The sequence below is a fragment of the Schaedlerella sp. genome (assembly GCF_056796775.1).
On record NZ_JBQIKP010000002.1, the window covers coordinates 20,622 to 39,613 of the forward strand.

The 18,992-nt window shown below is 50.0% G+C and carries 18 protein-coding genes; all 18 read left to right on the forward strand.

Translation table 11 applies throughout. The features are described 5' to 3' along the window. The first annotated feature begins 2 nt into the window (after positions 1-2). The 18 genes from ACTOY7_RS01190 (at position 3) to ACTOY7_RS01275 (ending at position 18,875) form a co-directional block, all read left to right on the forward strand. Entirely contained in the window at positions 3-746 is a 744-nt protein-coding gene (locus tag ACTOY7_RS01190) for a copper homeostasis protein CutC (RefSeq protein ID WP_160283501.1), read from the forward strand. A 292-nt stretch (positions 747-1,038) separates the two neighbouring features. After that, entirely contained in the window at positions 1,039-1,815 is a 777-nt protein-coding gene (locus ACTOY7_RS01195; RefSeq protein ID WP_482670513.1) for a LytR/AlgR family response regulator transcription factor, read from the forward strand. Further along, complete coding sequence (locus tag ACTOY7_RS01200) at positions 1,812-3,272, forward strand: ATP-binding protein (protein WP_482670512.1); 1,461 nt, start codon at positions 1,812-1,814, stop codon at positions 3,270-3,272. Before ACTOY7_RS01195 ends, ACTOY7_RS01200 begins: the two co-directional genes overlap by 4 nt. A 257-nt stretch (positions 3,273-3,529) precedes the next feature. Beyond that, positions 3,530-3,700 carry a hypothetical protein gene (locus tag ACTOY7_RS01205; RefSeq protein ID WP_300884380.1) on the forward strand — a complete coding sequence of 57 codons (171 nt, stop codon included), beginning with the start codon at positions 3,530-3,532 and terminating at the stop codon, positions 3,698-3,700. Positions 3,701-3,710: 10 nt separating this feature from the next. After that, positions 3,711-4,457: an ATP-binding cassette domain-containing protein gene (locus ACTOY7_RS01210; RefSeq protein ID WP_482670521.1), complete on the forward strand. Its 747-nt coding sequence runs from the start codon at positions 3,711-3,713 to the stop codon at positions 4,455-4,457. A 101-nt stretch (positions 4,458-4,558) separates the two neighbouring features. Next, the gene (locus ACTOY7_RS01215) at positions 4,559-6,139 is read left to right on the forward strand and encodes an AAA family ATPase (RefSeq protein ID WP_482670511.1); all 1,581 of its coding nucleotides are present in this window, start codon (positions 4,559-4,561) and stop codon (positions 6,137-6,139) included. A gap of 311 nt (positions 6,140-6,450) precedes the next feature. Beyond that, positions 6,451-7,578 carry a hypothetical protein gene (locus tag ACTOY7_RS01220; protein WP_482670510.1) on the forward strand — a complete coding sequence of 376 codons (1,128 nt, stop codon included), beginning with the start codon at positions 6,451-6,453 and terminating at the stop codon, positions 7,576-7,578. Positions 7,579-7,863: 285 nt separating this feature from the next. Then, positions 7,864-8,238 (forward strand): nucleotidyltransferase family protein, encoded by a 375-nt coding sequence (locus ACTOY7_RS01225; protein ID WP_300884382.1) that lies wholly within the window; start codon positions 7,864-7,866, stop codon positions 8,236-8,238. Positions 8,239-8,466: 228 nt separating this feature from the next. Then, on the forward strand, positions 8,467-8,877 hold the full coding sequence (locus ACTOY7_RS01230) for a nucleotidyltransferase domain-containing protein (RefSeq protein ID WP_300884383.1): 411 nt from the start codon (positions 8,467-8,469) through the stop codon (positions 8,875-8,877). Next, positions 8,874-9,407, forward strand: a complete 534-nt coding sequence (locus ACTOY7_RS01235; RefSeq protein ID WP_482670509.1) for a hypothetical protein — start codon at positions 8,874-8,876, stop codon at positions 9,405-9,407. The genes ACTOY7_RS01230 and ACTOY7_RS01235 overlap by 4 nt, the downstream gene beginning before the upstream one ends. Before the next feature lie 168 nt (positions 9,408-9,575). Next, positions 9,576-10,097, forward strand: coding sequence for an RNA polymerase sigma factor (locus tag ACTOY7_RS01240; RefSeq protein ID WP_482670508.1), 522 nt, complete (start codon positions 9,576-9,578; stop codon positions 10,095-10,097). Beyond that, positions 10,078-10,806 carry an anti-sigma factor family protein gene (locus ACTOY7_RS01245; protein WP_482670507.1) on the forward strand — a complete coding sequence of 243 codons (729 nt, stop codon included), beginning with the start codon at positions 10,078-10,080 and terminating at the stop codon, positions 10,804-10,806. Before ACTOY7_RS01240 ends, ACTOY7_RS01245 begins: the two co-directional genes overlap by 20 nt. A 392-nt stretch (positions 10,807-11,198) precedes the next feature. After that, positions 11,199-11,633 (forward strand): P-loop NTPase family protein, encoded by a 435-nt coding sequence (locus ACTOY7_RS01250; protein ID WP_482670506.1) that lies wholly within the window; start codon positions 11,199-11,201, stop codon positions 11,631-11,633. 132 nt (positions 11,634-11,765) lie between these two features. Continuing rightward, positions 11,766-12,314, forward strand: a complete 549-nt coding sequence (locus ACTOY7_RS01255; protein WP_482670505.1) for a ferritin-like domain-containing protein — start codon at positions 11,766-11,768, stop codon at positions 12,312-12,314. A 325-nt stretch (positions 12,315-12,639) separates the two neighbouring features. Further along, positions 12,640-13,335, forward strand: coding sequence for a PilZ domain-containing protein (locus ACTOY7_RS01260; protein ID WP_482670504.1), 696 nt, complete (start codon positions 12,640-12,642; stop codon positions 13,333-13,335). Then, positions 13,332-14,828: a Wadjet anti-phage system protein JetA family protein gene (locus ACTOY7_RS01265; protein ID WP_482670503.1), complete on the forward strand. Its 1,497-nt coding sequence runs from the start codon at positions 13,332-13,334 to the stop codon at positions 14,826-14,828. The genes ACTOY7_RS01260 and ACTOY7_RS01265 overlap by 4 nt, the downstream gene beginning before the upstream one ends. 83 nt (positions 14,829-14,911) lie before the next feature. Further along, positions 14,912-15,547 carry a DUF4194 domain-containing protein gene (locus tag ACTOY7_RS01270; protein ID WP_394682921.1) on the forward strand — a complete coding sequence of 212 codons (636 nt, stop codon included), beginning with the start codon at positions 14,912-14,914 and terminating at the stop codon, positions 15,545-15,547. Continuing rightward, a complete protein-coding gene (locus ACTOY7_RS01275) occupies positions 15,504-18,875 on the forward strand; it encodes an SbcC/MukB-like Walker B domain-containing protein (RefSeq protein ID WP_482670502.1) in 3,372 nt (1,123 codons plus the stop codon). The genes ACTOY7_RS01270 and ACTOY7_RS01275 overlap by 44 nt, the downstream gene beginning before the upstream one ends. Positions 18,876-18,992: the final 117 nt, after the last annotated feature.

Here is an 18,992-nt window from a genome sequence, read left to right on the forward strand (position 1 = left end):
AAATGAAGAGAAGATTAGAGGTATGTATAGATTCCGTGGAATCTGCGATCATAGCCCAGGAGGCTGGCGCGGACCGCCTGGAGGTCTGCGCCAATCTGGTCATCGGAGGGACGACGCCTGGGGTAAGCCAGTTTAAGCAGATCCGCAAGGCATGTGATATCGATCTGAATGTCCTGATCCGCCCGCGGTTCGGAGATTTCTTATATACAAATGCGGAATTTCAGATGATCTCCGAGGATATCCGGATGTTCCGGGAACTGGGGGCAGACGGTGTGGTGGTCGGCTGTCTGAAAGCAGACGGCAGCCTGGATTCGGACAGGATGGGAGCACTCCGGGAGCAGGCCGGTCCATTGCAGATGACACTGCACCGGGCATTTGATGTATGCCGGGATCCCGGCCAGGCATTGGAGGAGGCTGTGTCTCTGGGAGTAGATACGATCCTGACCTCCGGACAGGCGGCCGACTGCCTTGGCGGAAAAGAGACGTTAAAGAAGCTGATCCGGCAGGCTGACGGCAGGATCGAGATCCTTGTGGGAAGCGGGGTCAATGCGGAGGTCATCCGGCAGATCATGGAGGAGATCGGCGCATCCAGCTTTCACATGTCCGGAAAGAAAATGATCAGCAGCGGCATGGCTTACCGGAACCGGCAGGTCCATATGGGAGTTCCGGGGATCGGGGAATTTGATATATTCCGGACGGATAAAGAAGAGATCCGGAGGGCAAGGCTGGTGCTGGATCAAAAATAGACACCATAGAGCTTTGGGGGGGTTACAATCCGCAATTGGCAGAAGATATATATTGCGGGGGATATGATCTAATGGTATGATATTAAATAAAAAAGGCTCGTGAACGGTATGCCAATCCCTCTTTGATCAATCAGGGATCATCACTTCTGATAAAAAGTTAAAAAAGAGGCTGGAAGAGATTCAGGAATTATAAAATCAGAAAAATAGGGATGTGGGGAAAAGTCCATTTTCCAACATCCCTATAAAATTGCAACCATAGAGTTAGTAAAATTGCATTTTAGGAGGCAGTATCATGATACAGATCGCAATCTGCGATGACGAGCGGGAGTCGGTCGCCCTGCATGAAAAAATCGTAAAGACAAGCCTGCAGAAGCTTGGCATCGGATACGAGATCACAACCTACACCAAGAGCAGCAACCTGCTGTACGACATCACGGACGATCATTTTTTCTACGACCTGCTCCTGCTGGATATCGAAATGCCCGGGTTCACCGGGATGGAGCTTCCGGAAAAGATTAAGCCCTTTCTGCCCAATGTAAAGATCATTTTTATCACCTCGCATCTGGAATATGCGATCGACGCCTATGAGCTGTCCATCTTTCGCTACGTTCCGAAGGACCATCCGGAGAGGCGGCTTTCCGCCGCCGTTGCGGATGCCGCAAAGCTGATCGAACTGGAGGCGGGGCAGGAATACATCATTCAGACCAGCCACCGGATGGAAAAAATACCATATAAAAGCATTTTCTATATCGAGCGTGACGGCGGGAAAAATTCGCTGATCCATTTTCAATGCTTATCCGCCGCAGGCGGGATGGAGGGCGCTTCAACGTCAGCGTCGGCGGGGATGGCGACGGCAAAGGTCCGGAAGTCTCTGCAGCAGATTTGCTCGGAACTGGACTCGCCGGAGTTCCTTTTTATTGACCGAAGCTACATTGTGAATATCATTCAGATCATGAAGGTCAGCGAGGGAAAAGCCGTCCTGAAAAACGGCGCGGAGCTGCCCATAAGCCGCGCGCATTTACAGGAAGTGAAGCAGCAGATCAATCGGTTTTGGGGGGCGCGCATATGATGGAATGGTACCAGATCCTTTCTTATTTTCTGACAAACAGTATCCGGGGATTCCTGGGGCTGTACCTCGTATGCGGACTGCTTTCGGCCCGGATGGAGCTGCGCAGAACCGTTATGATATCAGCGGCAGCAGCGGCGGCTATAACGGCATTGCCGTTGCTTTCTGTTTCCGGCGCAGGTGTGCTCGGGGCGGAGATTATCCTCCTTGCCGCGGCATCCCGGGTATACCTGCCCCGGGAGCAGACCCGGATGAGCCTGTTTATACTTTTCTTTTATGAAATCGCGGCGGCGCTGTGGGAATTTATCATTTCCTCTCTGTTTGCCATTGCGTTCCGTGTGGGATATCTGGCAAGATGGTGTGTCTCCCATCAGGCGATGGATGCGTTCTGGCCCTGCCTGACCGGACAGGAATCTTCCGCCGCAATGGTGCGGGGAATGGAAGCAATGACGGAGGGCTATCTGAATGGACCGGTCGGAGCCGCTTTTCCGGAGGATCAGCTCTGGATGCGTTTTTTGGACAGCGGAGCGCCGGAGAATCTTCTGGCTGTCTGGACGGTCCGTGTGTTTATGCTGGTGATCCTGATATCGGCTGTGAAAAAGCGCGGCGGGAGAGAACTGGATGTATTCCGCACGGCATCGGCCATCGCGGTGGCGGGGATGATCTGCACTGTGACTCTTGGCTCGCAGACCGTGATCGGGATCCCGGAGGACGAACTGGCGATGTGGAATCTGCTTTCCGTGATCCTGATGTTTTCGGTTCTGGTCTACAATCTGAACCGCCATTACGAAGCGGAGAAGGAGATCGTCCGGTTAAAGGAGGAGCAGGCCGAGCTGCTGGACCGCGATTACCAGAGCCTGAACCGCCTGTATTCAGAAAATGCCAGACTGTTCCACGACCTGCACAACCACATCGAGCTTCTGCACCGCCATCTGACCCATGGAAATGTCAACGAGGCCGTGGAGTATCTGGAGGATCTGCGGGGGCCGGTCCGGGAGATCACGAACTCCGGCTGGACGGGAGATGAGGCGGTGGATTATCTGATCGGAAATAAGACCGCCGCCGCACAGGAGCAGCAGATTGCCGCAGAGGTCAACATGGAATTTCCCCGGCATACCAACATCCGGAGCGCCGACCTGACCGCGATCCTGGGAAATCTGTTGGACAATGCGCTGGAAGCGGCAAAGAAAGTGCGGGGGGATCAGCGTTTTATCCGTCTGACGGTCCGCCGGATCTACAACATGCTTGTGATCAAGGTGGAAAATGGATGCGAGGCCCCGCCCGTTGCGAAGCAGGGTGAACTGATCACATCTAAAACAGAGGGCGGACTTCACGGCTGGGGGCTGAAAAGCGTACGCGCCGCGGCGGAAAAATATGACGGGATCGTGGAGACCATGTACGAAGATCACGTATTCCGGGCGGTGGTCACGCTGTCTTTTGAAGCGGTCAATATGGAATAGACAATGATGCCGTTTGCTGTATACTCTGGAAATGTGTAAACAGCAGCGGCTTTTTTCTGCCAAAGAACAGCCGCAGATCTTCTCTCACGGACAAAAACCTGCCGTTTACGGACAAAACGGCAGAAGCCATGAATTTGTATTATCCTGTAAATGTAATCAAACAAAGAACACACTGCAAGGAGCTGCAGAAGGCAAAATCTGACACGACATCTACCGATACTTATGCAGTGCTCTTATAACGAAGGAGGTACAAATTTATGCGTCATTTTTATATTCGTCTTATCATGGGAGTAATCTGGGTGATCGCGGCGGCGGTTTCCTTACTGACAATGAACATACCATGCCTGATTCTGTATCTTGTGTTGGGAATCCGATTTTTCCATTCGGCCATCACGATCCGGGAGAAAGAGAAGAATGAAGGGAAATGAGGGAAATGCCATGAATATTTTTTCAAATAAGCCTTATGCGCCAGAGGATGCGGAACGGCTTCTTATATTAAAAAATCTGCGTGCATGGTATACACCGGGAACAGATGTCCTTTCTGATTTTTCTCTTGACCTGAGCGCAAATGAAGTCGTTGGACTGATCGGCTTGAACGGAGCCGGAAAGACTACATTTTTAAAGACACTTTCCGGTCTGAACAGGCATTTTCAGGCGGAAACAGCGCTTTGGAAGGGACAGAAGCTTTCCTTCCGGGATCAGGCATTCAAGCAGAGCCGCTACACGGTTTTCGCGGAGGACCGTTCATTCCAGTACTTTACCTTCCGCGAATACATTTCCTATGCGGCCGCGTCCTACGGGAAGAAGCTGCCGGACCTCTCAGAGCTGATCCGGGGATTTCATTTTGAAGAATATACAGATGTGCTCCTCAAAGAACTGTCTACAGGCAATCTGAAAAAAGTATATCTGATCACCGCATTCGCGCTGCGTCCGGAGCTTCTGCTGCTGGATGAACCGGTCAACGGGCTGGACTTTCAGAGCACCGAATACCTTTACCGGCTGATCAGCGGATATCGGCAGTACGGTACGATCCTGTTTTCCTCCCACATTCTGGAAAGCATCTGCCTGACCTCTGACCGGGTATTGGTTTTGGAGCATGGACGGATATCCCGGAGCTTCACCGGGCAGGAGATCCAGGCGGATACGATCCGGGAGGTACTGACGGAAAAGGAAAACGCCTTGTGACAGAAAATAAAAAGTGCCTTTATGTGCAAAATTGGATTGAATATAAGTGCCCCTTTGGTATAAAATGAGATTAACAGAAGTATGAAAGGAGGCGGACAGGTATGGGAATCTATGTAAATCCGGGAAATATTCCATTCAGAGACTCTCGTTTTTCCAGCACATATATTGATAAAAGTATGCTGATCTCGAAGGTGAATGCCGTATACAGGACGGAGAGAAAATTTATATGTGTCAGTCGTCCGCGCCGTTTTGGCAAATCAATGGCAGCGAATATGCTGACTGCCTATTACAGTTGCGGCTGTGATTCCGCAGAGCTGTTTGCAGGTTTAAAGATTGCGAAGGAAACCAGCTTTTCAACGCATCTGAACCAGCGCTATGTGATCAGGATCGATGTGCAGCGTTTCATAGAATCAGAAAGCGAACTGGATTCATTTATCAGCAACATTGAGAAAAGCGTAGTATCCGAATTGCTGAAAGAGTTTCCAGAATGCGAAGGCTTCGATTCGGACAGCAGATTAAAAACGGCTCTTGACCAGATCTTTATTCAGTCCGGAAAGGGATTCATCTTTATCATTGATGAATGGGACTGCGTATTTCGGATTGCCAGAAACCGGAAAGAAATGCAGAAGGAGTATCTGGATTTTATGCGGGGGCTGTTTAAAGGGGCTGATTACGCAGAACTGGCCTATATGACCGGGATTCTGCCGATCAAGAAATATGGGGAGCATTCCGCCATCAATATTTTTGATGAATATTCCATGATCTCACCGAAGAATCTGGGGGAGTATTTCGGATTCACAGAAGAGGAAGTACGCGCGGCATGTAAGCGGCAGGGGATGGATTATGCGGAGGTGGAAAGATGGTATGATGGATATCGTGTGGGAAAGCTCCACATCTACAATCCCAAATCTGTGGCGGATGCTTTGACATGGGGGGAAATTCAGAGCTACTGGACAGGGACAGAGACATACGAGGCATTGAAGGTGTATATCGACCTGAACTTTGACGGACTGAAGGAGGCAATCCTGACAATGTTTGGGAATGGCCGCTGTGTGGTCGATCCGTCCACGTTCCAGAATGACATGACCGTATTCCGGACAAAGGATGATGTGCTGACACTGCTGATTCATCTTGGCTATCTGACCTATGACAAAGAAACGAGCGAGGTGTTTATCCCCAACCGGGAGATTGAGCAGGAGTTTATGCGGGCTGTAAAGGTCGGCGGCTGGGACGGGGTGATTCAGTCGCTGGACCGATCCAGGGAGCTGCTGGAGCGCACATGGGCTCTGGACGGAAATGCGGTGGCGGAAGGAATGTCCGTCATTCACAGCGAAACCTCTTCCATCCTGAAATACAATCATGAAAGTTCGCTCACCAGCGCATTGCTTATGGCGTACTACAGCGCGAAGTTGTACTATGCAGATCCGATCATGGAGCTGCCATCGGGGAAAGGCTTTGCGGATGTGGTTTATCTGCCTAGGCGGAATGTAAACCGCCCAGCACTGGTGGTAGAACTGAAATGGGATCAGACGGCCGACGGAGCGATCCGGCAGATCAAAGAGAAGAAATATGCCTCCTGGATCGAGGGGTATACCGGGGATATCCTTTTAGTGGGGATCAATTATGATAAAGAAGAGAAGGTTCATGAGTGTGTGATTGAAAAATATGTAAAGGCGGATTAAAAATGAACATGTTCGAAAAGCTGATTTCCTGAATCTTCATGCCGTTATATATGTGAATGATGTACCGTATCGCATCCATATATTGCGGTATTCTTTTTTTGCTGTATCAAGTTCTATATAGTTCTTAGGTGAACACTCTGCCGCGGACAAAAACCCGCCGTTTACGGACAAAATGGCAGAAGCCATGGATTTGTATTATCCTGTATTTGTGCTGGTTTTGTAATGGAAATCTTGATGCCCTGTCAGTCTGCCGCGGGGGAAGCGCAAAGAGTTTTCGAGAAATCTAATCATTCAGGAGGTGCTTAGAGAACATGAGATCATTTTGTGAAAAATACGGAAAAAACACACCGTTTCATGCAGTCGCAAAACAATTATTCGGAAGGAAGTATGAGCGGATTTCCCGCAGCCTGATGCTGTGCCTGATCCTGTTCCTTGCGGTTTACGCGTCGGAGCTTCGGGTACAGGTGTCCCCTGCGGTTCTGTATCTGACAGCAGCCGCGTTTTCAGCGGGGATTATGTGGCGTACATTAAATTCCTCACAGAATGCGGAAATATTTATGGGGCTGTTCATGCTGCCTTTTGACGACAGGGAAATGATGATTTCGTATGCGGCGGCATTCGGCGGCTATACTCTGATCACGAAAACGGCTGTGGTCCTTGCGCTGTTTTTCGCGGCGGCGCAGTGGAGCGCGGCGGAGATCGGGGCGGCGGTCCTGCTGGCCTGTCTGGGATGTGTGGTGTCAGCCGGATGGTATGCAGCGATACATTTATATAAGGAAGGCCGGGAATCCAATCTATGGAATGCATTCCATGGAAAAGTGCCGGAAGCGAAAGCAGGAGAACCAAATCCCCGAAAAAGACTCGATGCCTATGTATTTTTCCAGCCGTCCATATCGTATGGAAAAAAGAGACATACCGGGAGAAAAGGCTATATTCTCCGTTACCTTCTGCGGTATATCACATCAAATAAAAACTATCTGGTAAATACCGCCGGCCTCTGGCTGATCGCTGGTCTCCTTCCGCTGATGCTGGGGCAGTTTGACGGACTGAACACGCTGCCCATGGGCTTTGCGATCCTCTGCATGAATACGCCGATCTGCATCCTGCTGTCATGCGATCCGGATCTGGAGCAGGCAGTGCGGCTCCTGCCCGGACAGTCCGTCCGTTTCTGCGGAGCATACGGCCTGTTCATTGCCCTGGTAAATTTTACAGGAAGCAGTGTGTATCTGGTCAGCTGGCAGGTGATCTATGGCGGGATCGGAATCGCAGAAGTCTTAACGGCAGCGGGGTTTGCCGCGGCCAGCGCCATTCTGTCGGTATTTCTGGAATGGAGATATCCCATCCGGGGCTGGAAGATCGAAAACGACCTGTGGCACCATCCGCGGAAATATATTGTACCGGTGGTGATGCTGCTGGCAGGGGCGGTTGCGGGGATGTAGATATGGAAGGCTCTTCTGTTAGTACAGCGTTGCATTAATTTTGAAGTAATAAGCGCTTGATGTGCATGTCAGGACAAGGCGGAGGAAGGAGGCGATGCCGGTAGCATCGTTGACTGACTCCAACGCAGTAATGGCATGGACAGCGAGTGATTATTACTCAATTATTAATGCAATGCTGTACTAGCGATCTCTCCAGGCAAAATGAAGGTAATCTATTGTTTTTTTTATTCTGAGAACGTATACTATAGTCAGTATAAGGAACTGTAAAGAAAGGAAATCCGTAATATGCTGACTACAGTAGACGCATTTGTTTCTCATAATGGGGACAACTTATGGGATTTTGAAGTTATATCTGACATACCGTATGAGAATGTGAACCGTATCCATCCGCTGAAGCAAAGGGATGTTGCTCTGCTGATACAGGATGCCAAAAGCGATCCTCACATTACAGGCATTATTGTATTCGGGAGTGCAGTGCGCTTTGACTGCCATTCCATGAGCGACCTGGATGTTTTGATTGTGCGTGACGACCAACAGATTCGGATTGACGCATCCCTGTCGAATATTCAGAGTGAGCTTGACCTTATATTTCATTCCAAATTGGGAGAGCGTTTGAAAAAAGAGATTCAACGTACAGGCGTGGTCGTATTCAGGCGGTGAAGGCATGTGCGATATCCGATTTTTTAAATCAGCGTATCATTGCTATGATGTTGCTGCAAATCTTTTGAAATTTTATGAGCAGGAAGATTTTGAGTGGAATTGTTATTACAGTATCTTTAAGAAGCAGCTATAAACCGTGAACGTGAGCTATGAATCAAGAAAACCTGAAACACATTGCGGCAGTGGAAGAGCAGACTGCATGCAGTATAAGGAAAGGAAATCCAAGTTATGAAAACTATGGTGAAAGCCAGGGAACAAGCCATGAAGAGGCTATATGGATTACTGGAACTTCAAAAAGATCTGGAGCAAAGATTTGATCCGAATCAATATAATATATTTGTATTTGGCAGCTATATTACGGTGAACTATATTGAAGGAGTGAGTGATATAGATGTAGCAGTATATACGGAGGATTTTGATCTGTATAAGAAGATATCGCTTTATATTGAAGAGTATTTTGAAAAAAGGCAGGTTAAAAGCGATATATTTTATATTGATATAAATATGGCAGCACCTGTTTATACTGCGCCGCTGAACTCTAAAGTACAGCTTACAGGATTTTATCCGCCTTGTTTGGAAGAATTTCGAAGGGCCTGTCAGAAAGTGTTGGATCAAACAAAAATGAGGATGATGTCATGAAGTTTAGCGAAGAGATATTAAAGCAGCTGGACCTGGAACATAGTAAGGTAAAAGAACCGGTGAATGTTATGCGCATAGACGATATGCTTGATTTTATGGAAAATTGTGCAATGAGGATTCAGTCAAAAAGCTGGGTTTATTCAAAAACCTTAATAGCTGATATAAGATTAGACTGCATGGATATCGTCACGGCCCAATTGAATGACTTTGCGCAGGTTTTTATGGACTTGATCATTTTTATGAGGAAAAAAGAAGGCACATATAGGGGTGGAGTTTCCCTACGATATTGTATTAATAGTTTTGACACATTCGGGTTCGAACAAACAGAGAATGAAAAAACATTTCTAAAAGAGCTTCTGCTGAGAAATGAAATCACACATGACTATTTTAATCGTGAGCTGCATCAGCAAAAGCTAATTTGGATTATGGAAAACTGCAGTGATGGGGCAGTGGATGTGTATCAGGATATTAAAAAGTATTGTATGGAACAAAATCTGACTTTACTATATTTTGATAAAAATGCAGAGTGAGATCACATATGCGGGATATGTCCGTGAAAAGGGATATATTCCGCATTTTTATATCCTGTGATACGGCCGGATGGCCATAATGGGATGCACCAGGGTATATTTTATCGGATGATGTGAAACTTTTTCACATAAGATCTGTAACATTTTGCAATCTCGGCAGTTAATAAAGTGAAGGGGGTGAGAGACGTGGACTTTGACGGAATATATCGTTCCTATTTCAAGGACGTTTTCCTGTACATGTGTAGCCTGTCGGCAAATGAAGACATTGCGGAGGAGATCACACAGGAAACATTTGTAAAAGCATTGAGATCGATCGGCACATTTGACGGCTCAAAGGATATCCGCGCATGGCTCTTTACGATAGCGCGGAACACATATTTTACCTATTGCAAGCGCCGTAAGATTTATGCGGATGAAGAGATGACAGAAGACGCCGCATCGGTTCAGACGGATTTTACGGAACGGTTCGCGGACGAAGAAACCGCCTTTCTCATTCACCGGTTTCTTCACAGCATGGAGGAGCCATACAAGGAGGTGTTGAATCTGCGGGTATTCGGAGAGCTGTCTTTTGAAAAAATCGGCGCGATCTTCGGAAAAAGCTCCGGCTGGGCGAGGGTTACGTACTACCGTGCAAAAAAACAGATCATAGAATATATGGAGGCGATGGAAAATGAAACAGATCAGCTGTAATGTCATAAAAGATATTCTTCCGCTTTATCTGGATGATGTGGTCAGCCAGGACACCAGGGAAATGGTGGAGGAGCATCTGGAATCCTGCGATGCCTGCAGAAAGGAAGCATGCGTTTTAAAAAGCAGTATTGCACTGCCGGCAGACAGAAGCACGACGTTCCTGGACGCAAGGATCCTGAAAAATCTGAAGAAACGGTTATTCAAGAGAAAAGCAGTCACAGCGATCCTCTCGGCTGCCGCGGCTGCCGCAGTGATATTCGGAGTGTACTGCATCCTGACTCTGCCGAAAATTTTTATTCCCTATGACAGCGCAAGGATCAGCATAGAGGAGACGGACGGAAAGCTCTATGCCAGCTACGAGGGAGACAACCTGGATATGACCTTCGGCACGCATCCGTTTGACATGGAGATCGACGGGGAAGAAAAAAAGGCGGCTGTCGTCTGCTATTATGAAACCCTTTGGTCGAAATATATCGCGCCTGTATTTTTAAGCCGTGATAACGTACATGGTGACAGACATACGTTCTACTTGGGAGACAGGGAAGAAATCGACCGAATCTACTACGGACCAGGTGATCTTCCTGACCAACTTCATTCTGATCCGGTGGATTATAATGGAAATGGGATTTTCGATTCGGATGAGATGATGAGATATGACGGGTATGATGAGATGTTCAGTGAGGCGGAGCTGATCTGGGAGAAATCTTGACTAAGAGTGGTGAGGGCAATCAGGGATAACACAGATATAGAGCGTAATATAAAAATGGAATAAGCAGCTTTAACAGCCGCAGATTCAAAATAAGTCTGCGGCTGTTTTCTTTATTTATTGACATTCTGTTCGAGCTATATTAAATTTCTCTTTACAGACAGTGATCTGATATAGAGAAAACGTCCATTTTTATACTTCATACCTTTTGGAACGTTCACCGTTCAATCAGTATCCATTTATTCTATTATCTGGTTTTATCTTTCCTGGTATTCAGGGGAATTATTGATGGAGGTGGTCGGATTGACGCGACTTGGACAAAAGCTGGTAAATAAAGGCAGAGAAGAGGGAAGGCAAGAGGGAAGAGAAGAAGAAAGACTACAGGAGTGACCAGCATGACTCTGGACAGCCTGACCAGCGGGTTCAATATTGCCAAAAATATTTCCATGAATCCAAGGGTAAACGCGATGGCCGGATTTACGGAAGCGGAGACGAGAAAAGTTCTGGGCGAGCTGGGAATCGTGGATTGGGACGCTGTCCTGAACCGGCTGACTGCGTATTACAACGGATATGTATTCTGCCATGACCCAAAGCAGGCAGAGCGGATCCTGAACAGTAATCTGGTGATGTATTTTCTGGACGAGTATACGGCGTTGGGGGAAGTCCGCCAGATGGCGGATGTGAATATCAAAAGCGATTACGGCAAGCAAGGAAACGGGGCGGTCTATGATGTGGTGCTGGAAACGCCGAACGCCGTGATCCGGGATGTATATTATAAATACTATGCGGATTATCTGAGATTGGAGAAAACGGAAAAGCGGGACGAGTAAAAGGGAGTGCGGCTTGGGAAACTGAGCCGCTGTTTTGCTGTTATTTTCTGGTTTATCCAGGTTAGGTTCATAGTTATGACTGCTCCGACATATCATCAACTAAAGAAGAGCTTAAGGAGAACATTTCATAATATGGAAAGAAACGAAGCGTGCCTGACAAATACCTGCAGCTTTGCGGGTGTAAAACCGATTATGGTCGATCTGCCTTATCCGCCGATCCAGGTGAGGAGAGAGAATCCGGCCTATGCGAATCTGCTGGGCATGGACTACTGCGGGCCGGTATCGGAGCTGTCAGCGATCACTCAGTACATCAACAACGAAAACCGCGTTTCCCGCGAAAAATGTGCGATGGCAAAGACACTTCTGGGAATTGGGATCGCGGAGATGATGCACCTGCAGAAGCTGGGCGAGCTGATCTGCCTGCTGGGCGGGAAGGTGGATTTTATCGCAAGGCCCTATAACGGACGGCCCAGAATGTGGACGCCGGAATACCTGACCATCCCCGAACACGTGGGGAAAATGCTTCAGGCCGACATTGCGGCGGAAAAGGATGCGATCAGCCAGTACCAGATGCATATCAAGATGATCGATGACGACTGTGTAAACGCAGTGCTGAGACGGATCATCCAGGATGAGGAATACCATGTGATGCTGCTGCGGGCATTGGAAAGAGAAGTTTAGGACAGGAGGATTGATATAGACCGAATACTGTTACAGGAGCATCCAAAGGGTAGAATCATAGTAAAAACGCGCGGCAGCGGAGCTGCTGTGCGTTTTTACACTATATAAGTACATTCATAACATAAATTTATCTGTTTTTCAATCATTTTTGCAAAAAGAGGATTAGCGTTTTTTCTTGCGTTAAAAGCGTATTTATGTTTTAATACTTATACCCGAGGGTATCCCATTATGGCCATCCGGACGTTTGACAAGGTATACTTGGGGGGGCACTCTGTCATGGCCATACAGCCGTTTTATAAGGTATACATATCCAGTAGGAGGTTTTATGAAGTTATTTCATTTAGTTGGGAAATCTGCAAAAAAGGAAGCGAGCCAGGAGCCTGAAAAGGAGCTCACATTGGAAGCGCGCGGAGCTTACTCCGGCATGCGTGTCGAGATCATGGACGATAAGAAGCAGCTGATCTTCATCGCAAAGCTGATGAGTCTGCATAAGAACAGTGGCAAGCTGCACCAGTATTCGGAATCAGAGTTTTTGCTTGAAGAAGAGGAAATGAAGATCAGGATCCGCGGTTACAGCGATATCGATAAAAAAGTGATCCATATGGAAGGAACTCTGAAGCAGGGGAAGGACAGCATCTGGCCGGTGGAGGGACTGACATTTATCAAGTCCGGCAATGACCGCGCCTTTTACCGTTTAAATACGAATCTGGACGGCAGTATGATACTGACGGAAGGGACAGAGACAGAAAAGGAACCCTGCAGGCTGCTCAATATCAGCGTAGGTGGCGCATATATCAGGACGGAGCCTGCATTGGAGCTGGGGGAGAGGTTTTTTCTGCAGGTGAAACTGCACCCGGACAGGGACAGCTCCCTTATCTTAACAGAAGTATGCCGCATCGTCGAAAGAGAAGATGAGCTATTCGAGTACGGATGCCAGTTCATAGAACTCAATGAAGCCGACCGGAAGCAGATCATCCAGGCGATTGAACGGGAGGGGAAGAAAGAAGGCGCAACCTTATGAATTTAATCAGCAAGATCCCAAAAGAGTTTTACAAGCTTTTCGCAAGCAAATATATGGACTATTACCAGCGTTTCCTGACCGCAATCTATGAGGAATCCGGCCGCTCATACTCTCTGCTTGGCCTCACGGAGCGGGAGTGCCGCATGATCATGAATGAGCAGATCGCGGCGGAGACGCTGGACTGGAGCGAGGAGCAGTTTGATGAGGAGGGGGAGCTTCTGACCAGGAGCAATATGGCCTCTATCTGCCTGAAGCATCTGGAAGACTGGGGATGGCTCAGACGGGACTATGATGAAGTCCTGGACAGCTACGTGGTCTCCTTTCCAGAATATAGCCAGCTGTTTGTGGAGCTGTTTCAGCGTCTTTACAGCGAAGAGGATACCCGGGAGCGGGAAAGTGTCCTGGCAGTCTACAGCTATCTGTACACCTACAGCTCCGACAGCGAAAAAAATAATGACATCCTGAAAAGCGCGCTACAGGCATCCCGTTCCCTTCTGCAGATGCTTTCCAACATGCAGGAGGGCATGAGAGGATACTTTGACGAGCTTTCCAGGCAGAGGAGCTTTCTCGGGATCCAGGAAGTTCTCGTAAAGGAAATGAATAACAACGAGAGCAGGAAATACGCAATCCTCACTACCACAGACAGCTTTTACCGATATAAGGAGGCGGTCAAGGAACTGATCGACCGGAACCTCAGTGAAAATGAAGCGAGGAAGCAGGAACTGTCGGGAAGGCAGCGGGAGCTGAGGACGCGGGCTGGGCGGATAGGAGAGGAGCAGGGAGAGCCAGACCGTCATATTCAGACTGGCCAGAGAGAACCTGCAGATCTGGAAAGACTTTCGCCGGAGGACAGGATCGAGCTCCGCCGCCTGGAGCATGCCCTCCGGCGTACCGATGAGGCAATGACGATTATCTGTATGATCGAACGGGAATTTGACGCCATTGAGCGCAGATACAATAAGCTGATCGAGCAGAAGACCCTGTTTGCCAGCCGGGCGGCGGCAAGGATCCGGTACATCCTCATGGAGGGCGCGCTGGAAGAAGATCCGACTGCGGTGCTGGCCAAGCTTTTGAACCAGAGCAGACGAAGCACGGAGATTTTGGAAAAGCTCTCCGACCGGATGCGTCTGACAGAGCCTTTCCGCACTGTTACCGGACAGAGCCTGGCCCGCCGCAGGAATACGGAAAAAACAGTATTTGCCCCGCAGGCTGTGGCACGGGACGCGGAACGGACGGAGGAAGGGTTGGATGAGTTTGTGCTGAAGCCTCTCTATACCAGACAGGAGATTGCCGAGTTTCGGAGAAAAAATGAGCGGAACGGGGCATTTACAGTCACGGAGGATTCCGTGCGTTCTCCGGAAGATCTGGAGAAATTATTTTTCGTATGGCAGGACGCGGTGGAGATTGCGGATGACGCAAAAAAGATTGAGATCGGGGAGGAACTGGAGAACCGGGAAGGGTGTCGCTTCTCCGCGTTGACGATTCAGGAATGACGGAATCAGGCGGTGCGTCCGGTTTAGAGTGAGATTCCGGAGCTGCTGTCCTATTACATTTAATATAGAAAGGAATCCTACAAATGATCACATACATGGAAGAGCTATCCGCGTCCGAGGCGGAAAATCTGAAAAAGACCATTTCCAGATTATTCCGCCAGACCTGCATTCTGCAGCTGCGGTATGATCCGGTCACGCTGACGCCGAGAGATAATCCGGACTATGAAATATGTGTCCGCCACAGGCATTTTATCGAAAATTATCTTGCCGTGCTGGGGTGCGAGATGGAGCATGACCCGCAGGAGCACATTTTCCGGCTGAAAGGGGAAGGGGCGGAGACGGAAAGATTCAGCCAGACCACCACCATGCTCATCCTGCTCGTACGGATGATCTATCGGGACAAGATCCTGGGGGAGGGGCTGGGCGCAACAGTTACGAGCCTGGGAGAGATCCGGGAATATGGGGCCAATACCGGGCTTTTGAACCGGAAGCTGACGGCTGCGGAGTGGCGGGAGGCGCTGTATCTGATGAGCAGGCACCAGATGATCGAGCTTCCGGCGGCGGTCCGTGACGTGAAAGATGAGACACCGATCTATCTGTACAGCACCATCCTTCTCTACGTGAGCGCGGCGGATATGAACGAACTGATTGAAGAATACAGGGAGGAGGCAGACGATGAAGCAATCCAAGAAAATCTTCCGGCGGATGCTGATCAATAACTGGGGAGGCATCAGCCATAAGATCATGGAATTTCACGAATACGTGAACCTGTTCAGCGGCAAGAGCGGTTCCGGAAAATCCACGGTTATGGATGCGATTCAGGTAATCCTTTACGGCAGCGTGTCGGCTGCCTTTTTGAATAAAGCGGCGGATGACGCGAAAAATAAGAGAAGTGTCCTCAGCTACCTGCGGGGCGCCCAGAAGGACGGAACCTCAAACCGGGAAAATGTAGACTTCTGCTCCCAGATCGTGCTGGAGCTGGAGGATACGGGAGGCCGGCTGATGACCTGCATCGGAGCCGTATTTGAGGTGGGGAGCCAGGATACGGAGCTGCGGAAATACCATTTTTTCAGTCATTCGGGGCGGCTTCCGGAGGACGGATATCTGACGGACCAGGGCATTCCCTACACCTCCGCCCAGCTGAAAAAGTTGATTGAGGCCCGCAGCCATTCCGAGGACAACCGGGGACGGGTGGAGGTGAACCGGATGTACCCTTCACGGGAAGCCTATCTGGGCACCCTGTACGATTCCATTTTCGGATACATCGACCCGGGCCGGCTGATGACCATGGAAAAAAGCGCCATTGCGCTTCGGATGGCGGACGGCACCGGGCAGTTCATCAAGGATTATATGTTTCCAAAGAGTAAGGAGGACACGGTGTCCGCAATCAGCCGGCAGCTTGGCGCGTACCGGGAGATCAAGGAAAAGGTGGACGATCTGGAGCGTCGGATCGAGATCCTGGATGAGGTCCACAGCGCCAACCAGGAGCTGGTTCGGATCCGGGCGGACAGGATGCGCGCGGAGACGGTCCTTCGGATCGTGGATATCGAAAGCTGCAAGACCCGGCTGGAAGCAAAAAAAGAGGATCTGGAAGCGATTTCTGTAAAAATTGCCGAGCTGGAGGAGCGGTATGGAACTCTGGACGCGGACAAGAAGGAAAAAACGGAAGAGCTGATTGAGGTCAAGGCAGAGCTCCATTCCAGCGATTACGGCGTGAAGCAGAAGGAAATGGAAGAACTGAAAAATACCATCGGCCTTTTGAAAGGAAATGCCAGGCAGTGGCAGGAGATCCTGCAGAATCTGAAGGAATGGGAGACGGACGAGGAGATCAGCGGCTACGTCAGCAACCCCACCCTGCAGTGTCTGGAGGAGATCCTGGACGGTGAGATATCGGAGTCCGCCCTGGACAAGCTGCGTAATGGCCTTCAGGATGCAATGGAAATGATCGGGGAGGAGCTTGCGGAGCTCAACGACGGCATCCGCGCCGCGGCCCGGGAGCTGAGTGAAAAAAAGGAGATGGCGGAGGATCTGAAAAATGACCGCAAGCCTTACCGGAAGGAATTGAAAAGCGCCCGGGCACAGCTCCAGAGCGAGCTGAGCAGCCAGTACGGCCGGACCATCCATGTGGAAATCTTTGCGGACCTGTTTGACATTGTGGATGAAAAATGGAAGGATGCCGTTGAGGGAAGGCTGGGCCGAATTAAGCACAGCCTGGTGACCGAGCCTCAGTATGCTCTGGACGCTGCCAGGATCTTCCGCAGGATGAAGCGGAAGGAATACGAGGAAGTGGACCTGATCAATACAGCGGCAATCAAAAGAGACGAACCCGCAGCCGAAGCCGGTACGCTTTATGAGGCAGTCCGGGCCGGCGAACCTTATGCGGACCTGTGCCTGAGAAGGTATCTGGGAAGGATCTGCAAATGCGAGACCGTGGAAGAGCTCCATGCAGTCCGGGACGGGGTGACGCCGGACTGCTATTCCTACAGCAATTATATACTCCGCCATCTGCGGGAGGACGATTACAGACGATTTTCCTGTATCGGGACCAGGGTCTCCAAGGCGAAGCTAAAGGAGCTGGAAGAGGAGATCTATCAACTGGAACAGCGGCAGATCGGGGATCTGCAGATGCGGGAAACGCTGAACCAGGCGAAGAAGCTGGAACAGCTGAACCAAAGTTCGGAACAGCTTCTGCGTCTTTCCAAGGCTCACAGAGAGTTGGAGGTTTATCTGGATAAGCGGGAGCAGCTTGCGAAGGAATTGAAAGAACTGGAAGACGGTACGCTGACCGCAGAGCTGAAAGCACAAAAGGCGCTGTTGGAGCAGGGGATCGCAGAGCTGTCCCGCATACAGGAACGGGTCAATAAGGAACGGATCGGCCGGGAGGGCGACCTCCGGGCGGCACAGAAGGAATACGGAGACTTTCAGGATAGACTGTCCGCGCTGCAGGAGGGCTTTCGGGCGGATGAACGTCTGCTGGCGGAGGTCCGGGAAGGTCTGGAATTTCAGAGCGAGGCCGCATACCGCAGAAAGCAGCATGACTTGTGCCAGCATCTTGCCGGGCAGGAGGAGGAGCAGGAAGAACAGCGGATCCTGGCCCGAAATCGTTTCAACAGGGAATACCCGGCCTATGGATTTTCCGGGGTAGAACATGAGAATACTGTGTACGATAAGCTGAGGGAAGAACTGAAACGGGATTATGCGCCCCAGTACAAGGAGGACTTTGAGAACCAGTACCGGCAGGTCTACCATTCCCTCCGGGAAAATGTGATTGCCACTATCCACGGCGAGATCAAGGCGGCATACCGGCACAAGCGGGAGATCAACCAGATGCTGTCCAGGATCCGGTTTTCCGACAGCACCTACCAGATCGACATCCTGCCGGCTGAAAACGAGAACGGACAGTTTTACGAAATGCTGATGGCGCCGGAGCTGGACAGCAAGGTACTGGACAATGACGGCTTCGAAGGCCAGCTCAGCATCGGGGAGGACGCGTTTTTTCAGAAGTACGAGCAGCAGATCCAGAGGCTGACGGAAAAGTTCATGCCCCCCAGAGACGGGGAGGGTGACAGCCGTTCCCGCCATAACCAGGAGATGGAACGCTATGCGGACTACCGTAATTATCTGACCTTCAGCATGTATGAGCGGGTGGAGGACGACCAGGGAAATGTGAAGAAAAACGCGGTGGATGAAATGGCCGGGAGGGACTCCGGCGGGGAAGGACAGAACCCCAAGTACGTCGCGCTGCTGGCCGGGTTTGCCATGCTCTATATGCAGCAGAGCAACCGGGATTCCAAGATCCGCCTGGTGCTATTGGATGAGGCATTTTCCAAGATGGATAAGGAACGGAGCGAGGTCTGCCTGCGCTATGCGAGGGAGTTGGAGCTGCAGCTCATCGTCTGCGTTCCGGACGAACGTCTCCAGTCGCTGATCCGCAATGTGGACAGTGTGTATGGGTTCCGGCGGTATCAGAATCAGATTACTATGATGCATATTGATAAAGGGGAATATCTGGAGCTGATGCGCGGGGGCGGGAGAGGTATTACCTGAACCGACAGCCATTTCAGATGTAAAGACCGGTTCGCCAACGGATATTGTGACGTTTGTAGATGTCGATTTTGTCGAGTACCGCAGAAAAAATGATATGCGGGCGGTGAGAAAGAATTG

Bases quoted from the DNA above. Each gene is read 5' to 3' on its own strand.
- ACTOY7_RS01190 (WP_160283501.1), top strand. From the start codon at position 3: ATGAAGAGAAGATTAGAGGTATGTATAGATTCCGTGGAATCTGCGATC.
- ACTOY7_RS01195 (WP_482670513.1), top strand. From the start codon at position 1,039: ATGATACAGATCGCAATCTGCGATGACGAGCGGGAGTCGGTCGCCCTG.
- ACTOY7_RS01200 (WP_482670512.1), top strand. From the start codon at position 1,812: ATGATGGAATGGTACCAGATCCTTTCTTATTTTCTGACAAACAGTATC.
- ACTOY7_RS01205 (WP_300884380.1), top strand. From the start codon at position 3,530: ATGCGTCATTTTTATATTCGTCTTATCATGGGAGTAATCTGGGTGATC.
- ACTOY7_RS01210 (WP_482670521.1), top strand. From the start codon at position 3,711: ATGAATATTTTTTCAAATAAGCCTTATGCGCCAGAGGATGCGGAACGG.
- ACTOY7_RS01215 (WP_482670511.1), top strand. From the start codon at position 4,559: ATGGGAATCTATGTAAATCCGGGAAATATTCCATTCAGAGACTCTCGT.
- ACTOY7_RS01220 (WP_482670510.1), top strand. From the start codon at position 6,451: ATGAGATCATTTTGTGAAAAATACGGAAAAAACACACCGTTTCATGCA.
- ACTOY7_RS01225 (WP_300884382.1), top strand. From the start codon at position 7,864: ATGCTGACTACAGTAGACGCATTTGTTTCTCATAATGGGGACAACTTA.
- ACTOY7_RS01230 (WP_300884383.1), top strand. From the start codon at position 8,467: ATGAAAACTATGGTGAAAGCCAGGGAACAAGCCATGAAGAGGCTATAT.
- ACTOY7_RS01235 (WP_482670509.1), top strand. From the start codon at position 8,874: ATGAAGTTTAGCGAAGAGATATTAAAGCAGCTGGACCTGGAACATAGT.
- ACTOY7_RS01245 (WP_482670507.1), top strand. From the start codon at position 10,078: ATGAAACAGATCAGCTGTAATGTCATAAAAGATATTCTTCCGCTTTAT.
- ACTOY7_RS01250 (WP_482670506.1), top strand. From the start codon at position 11,199: ATGACTCTGGACAGCCTGACCAGCGGGTTCAATATTGCCAAAAATATT.
- ACTOY7_RS01255 (WP_482670505.1), top strand. From the start codon at position 11,766: ATGGAAAGAAACGAAGCGTGCCTGACAAATACCTGCAGCTTTGCGGGT.
- ACTOY7_RS01260 (WP_482670504.1), top strand. From the start codon at position 12,640: ATGAAGTTATTTCATTTAGTTGGGAAATCTGCAAAAAAGGAAGCGAGC.
- ACTOY7_RS01265 (WP_482670503.1), top strand. From the start codon at position 13,332: ATGAATTTAATCAGCAAGATCCCAAAAGAGTTTTACAAGCTTTTCGCA.
- ACTOY7_RS01270 (WP_394682921.1), top strand. From the start codon at position 14,912: ATGATCACATACATGGAAGAGCTATCCGCGTCCGAGGCGGAAAATCTG.
- ACTOY7_RS01275 (WP_482670502.1), top strand. From the start codon at position 15,504: ATGAAGCAATCCAAGAAAATCTTCCGGCGGATGCTGATCAATAACTGG.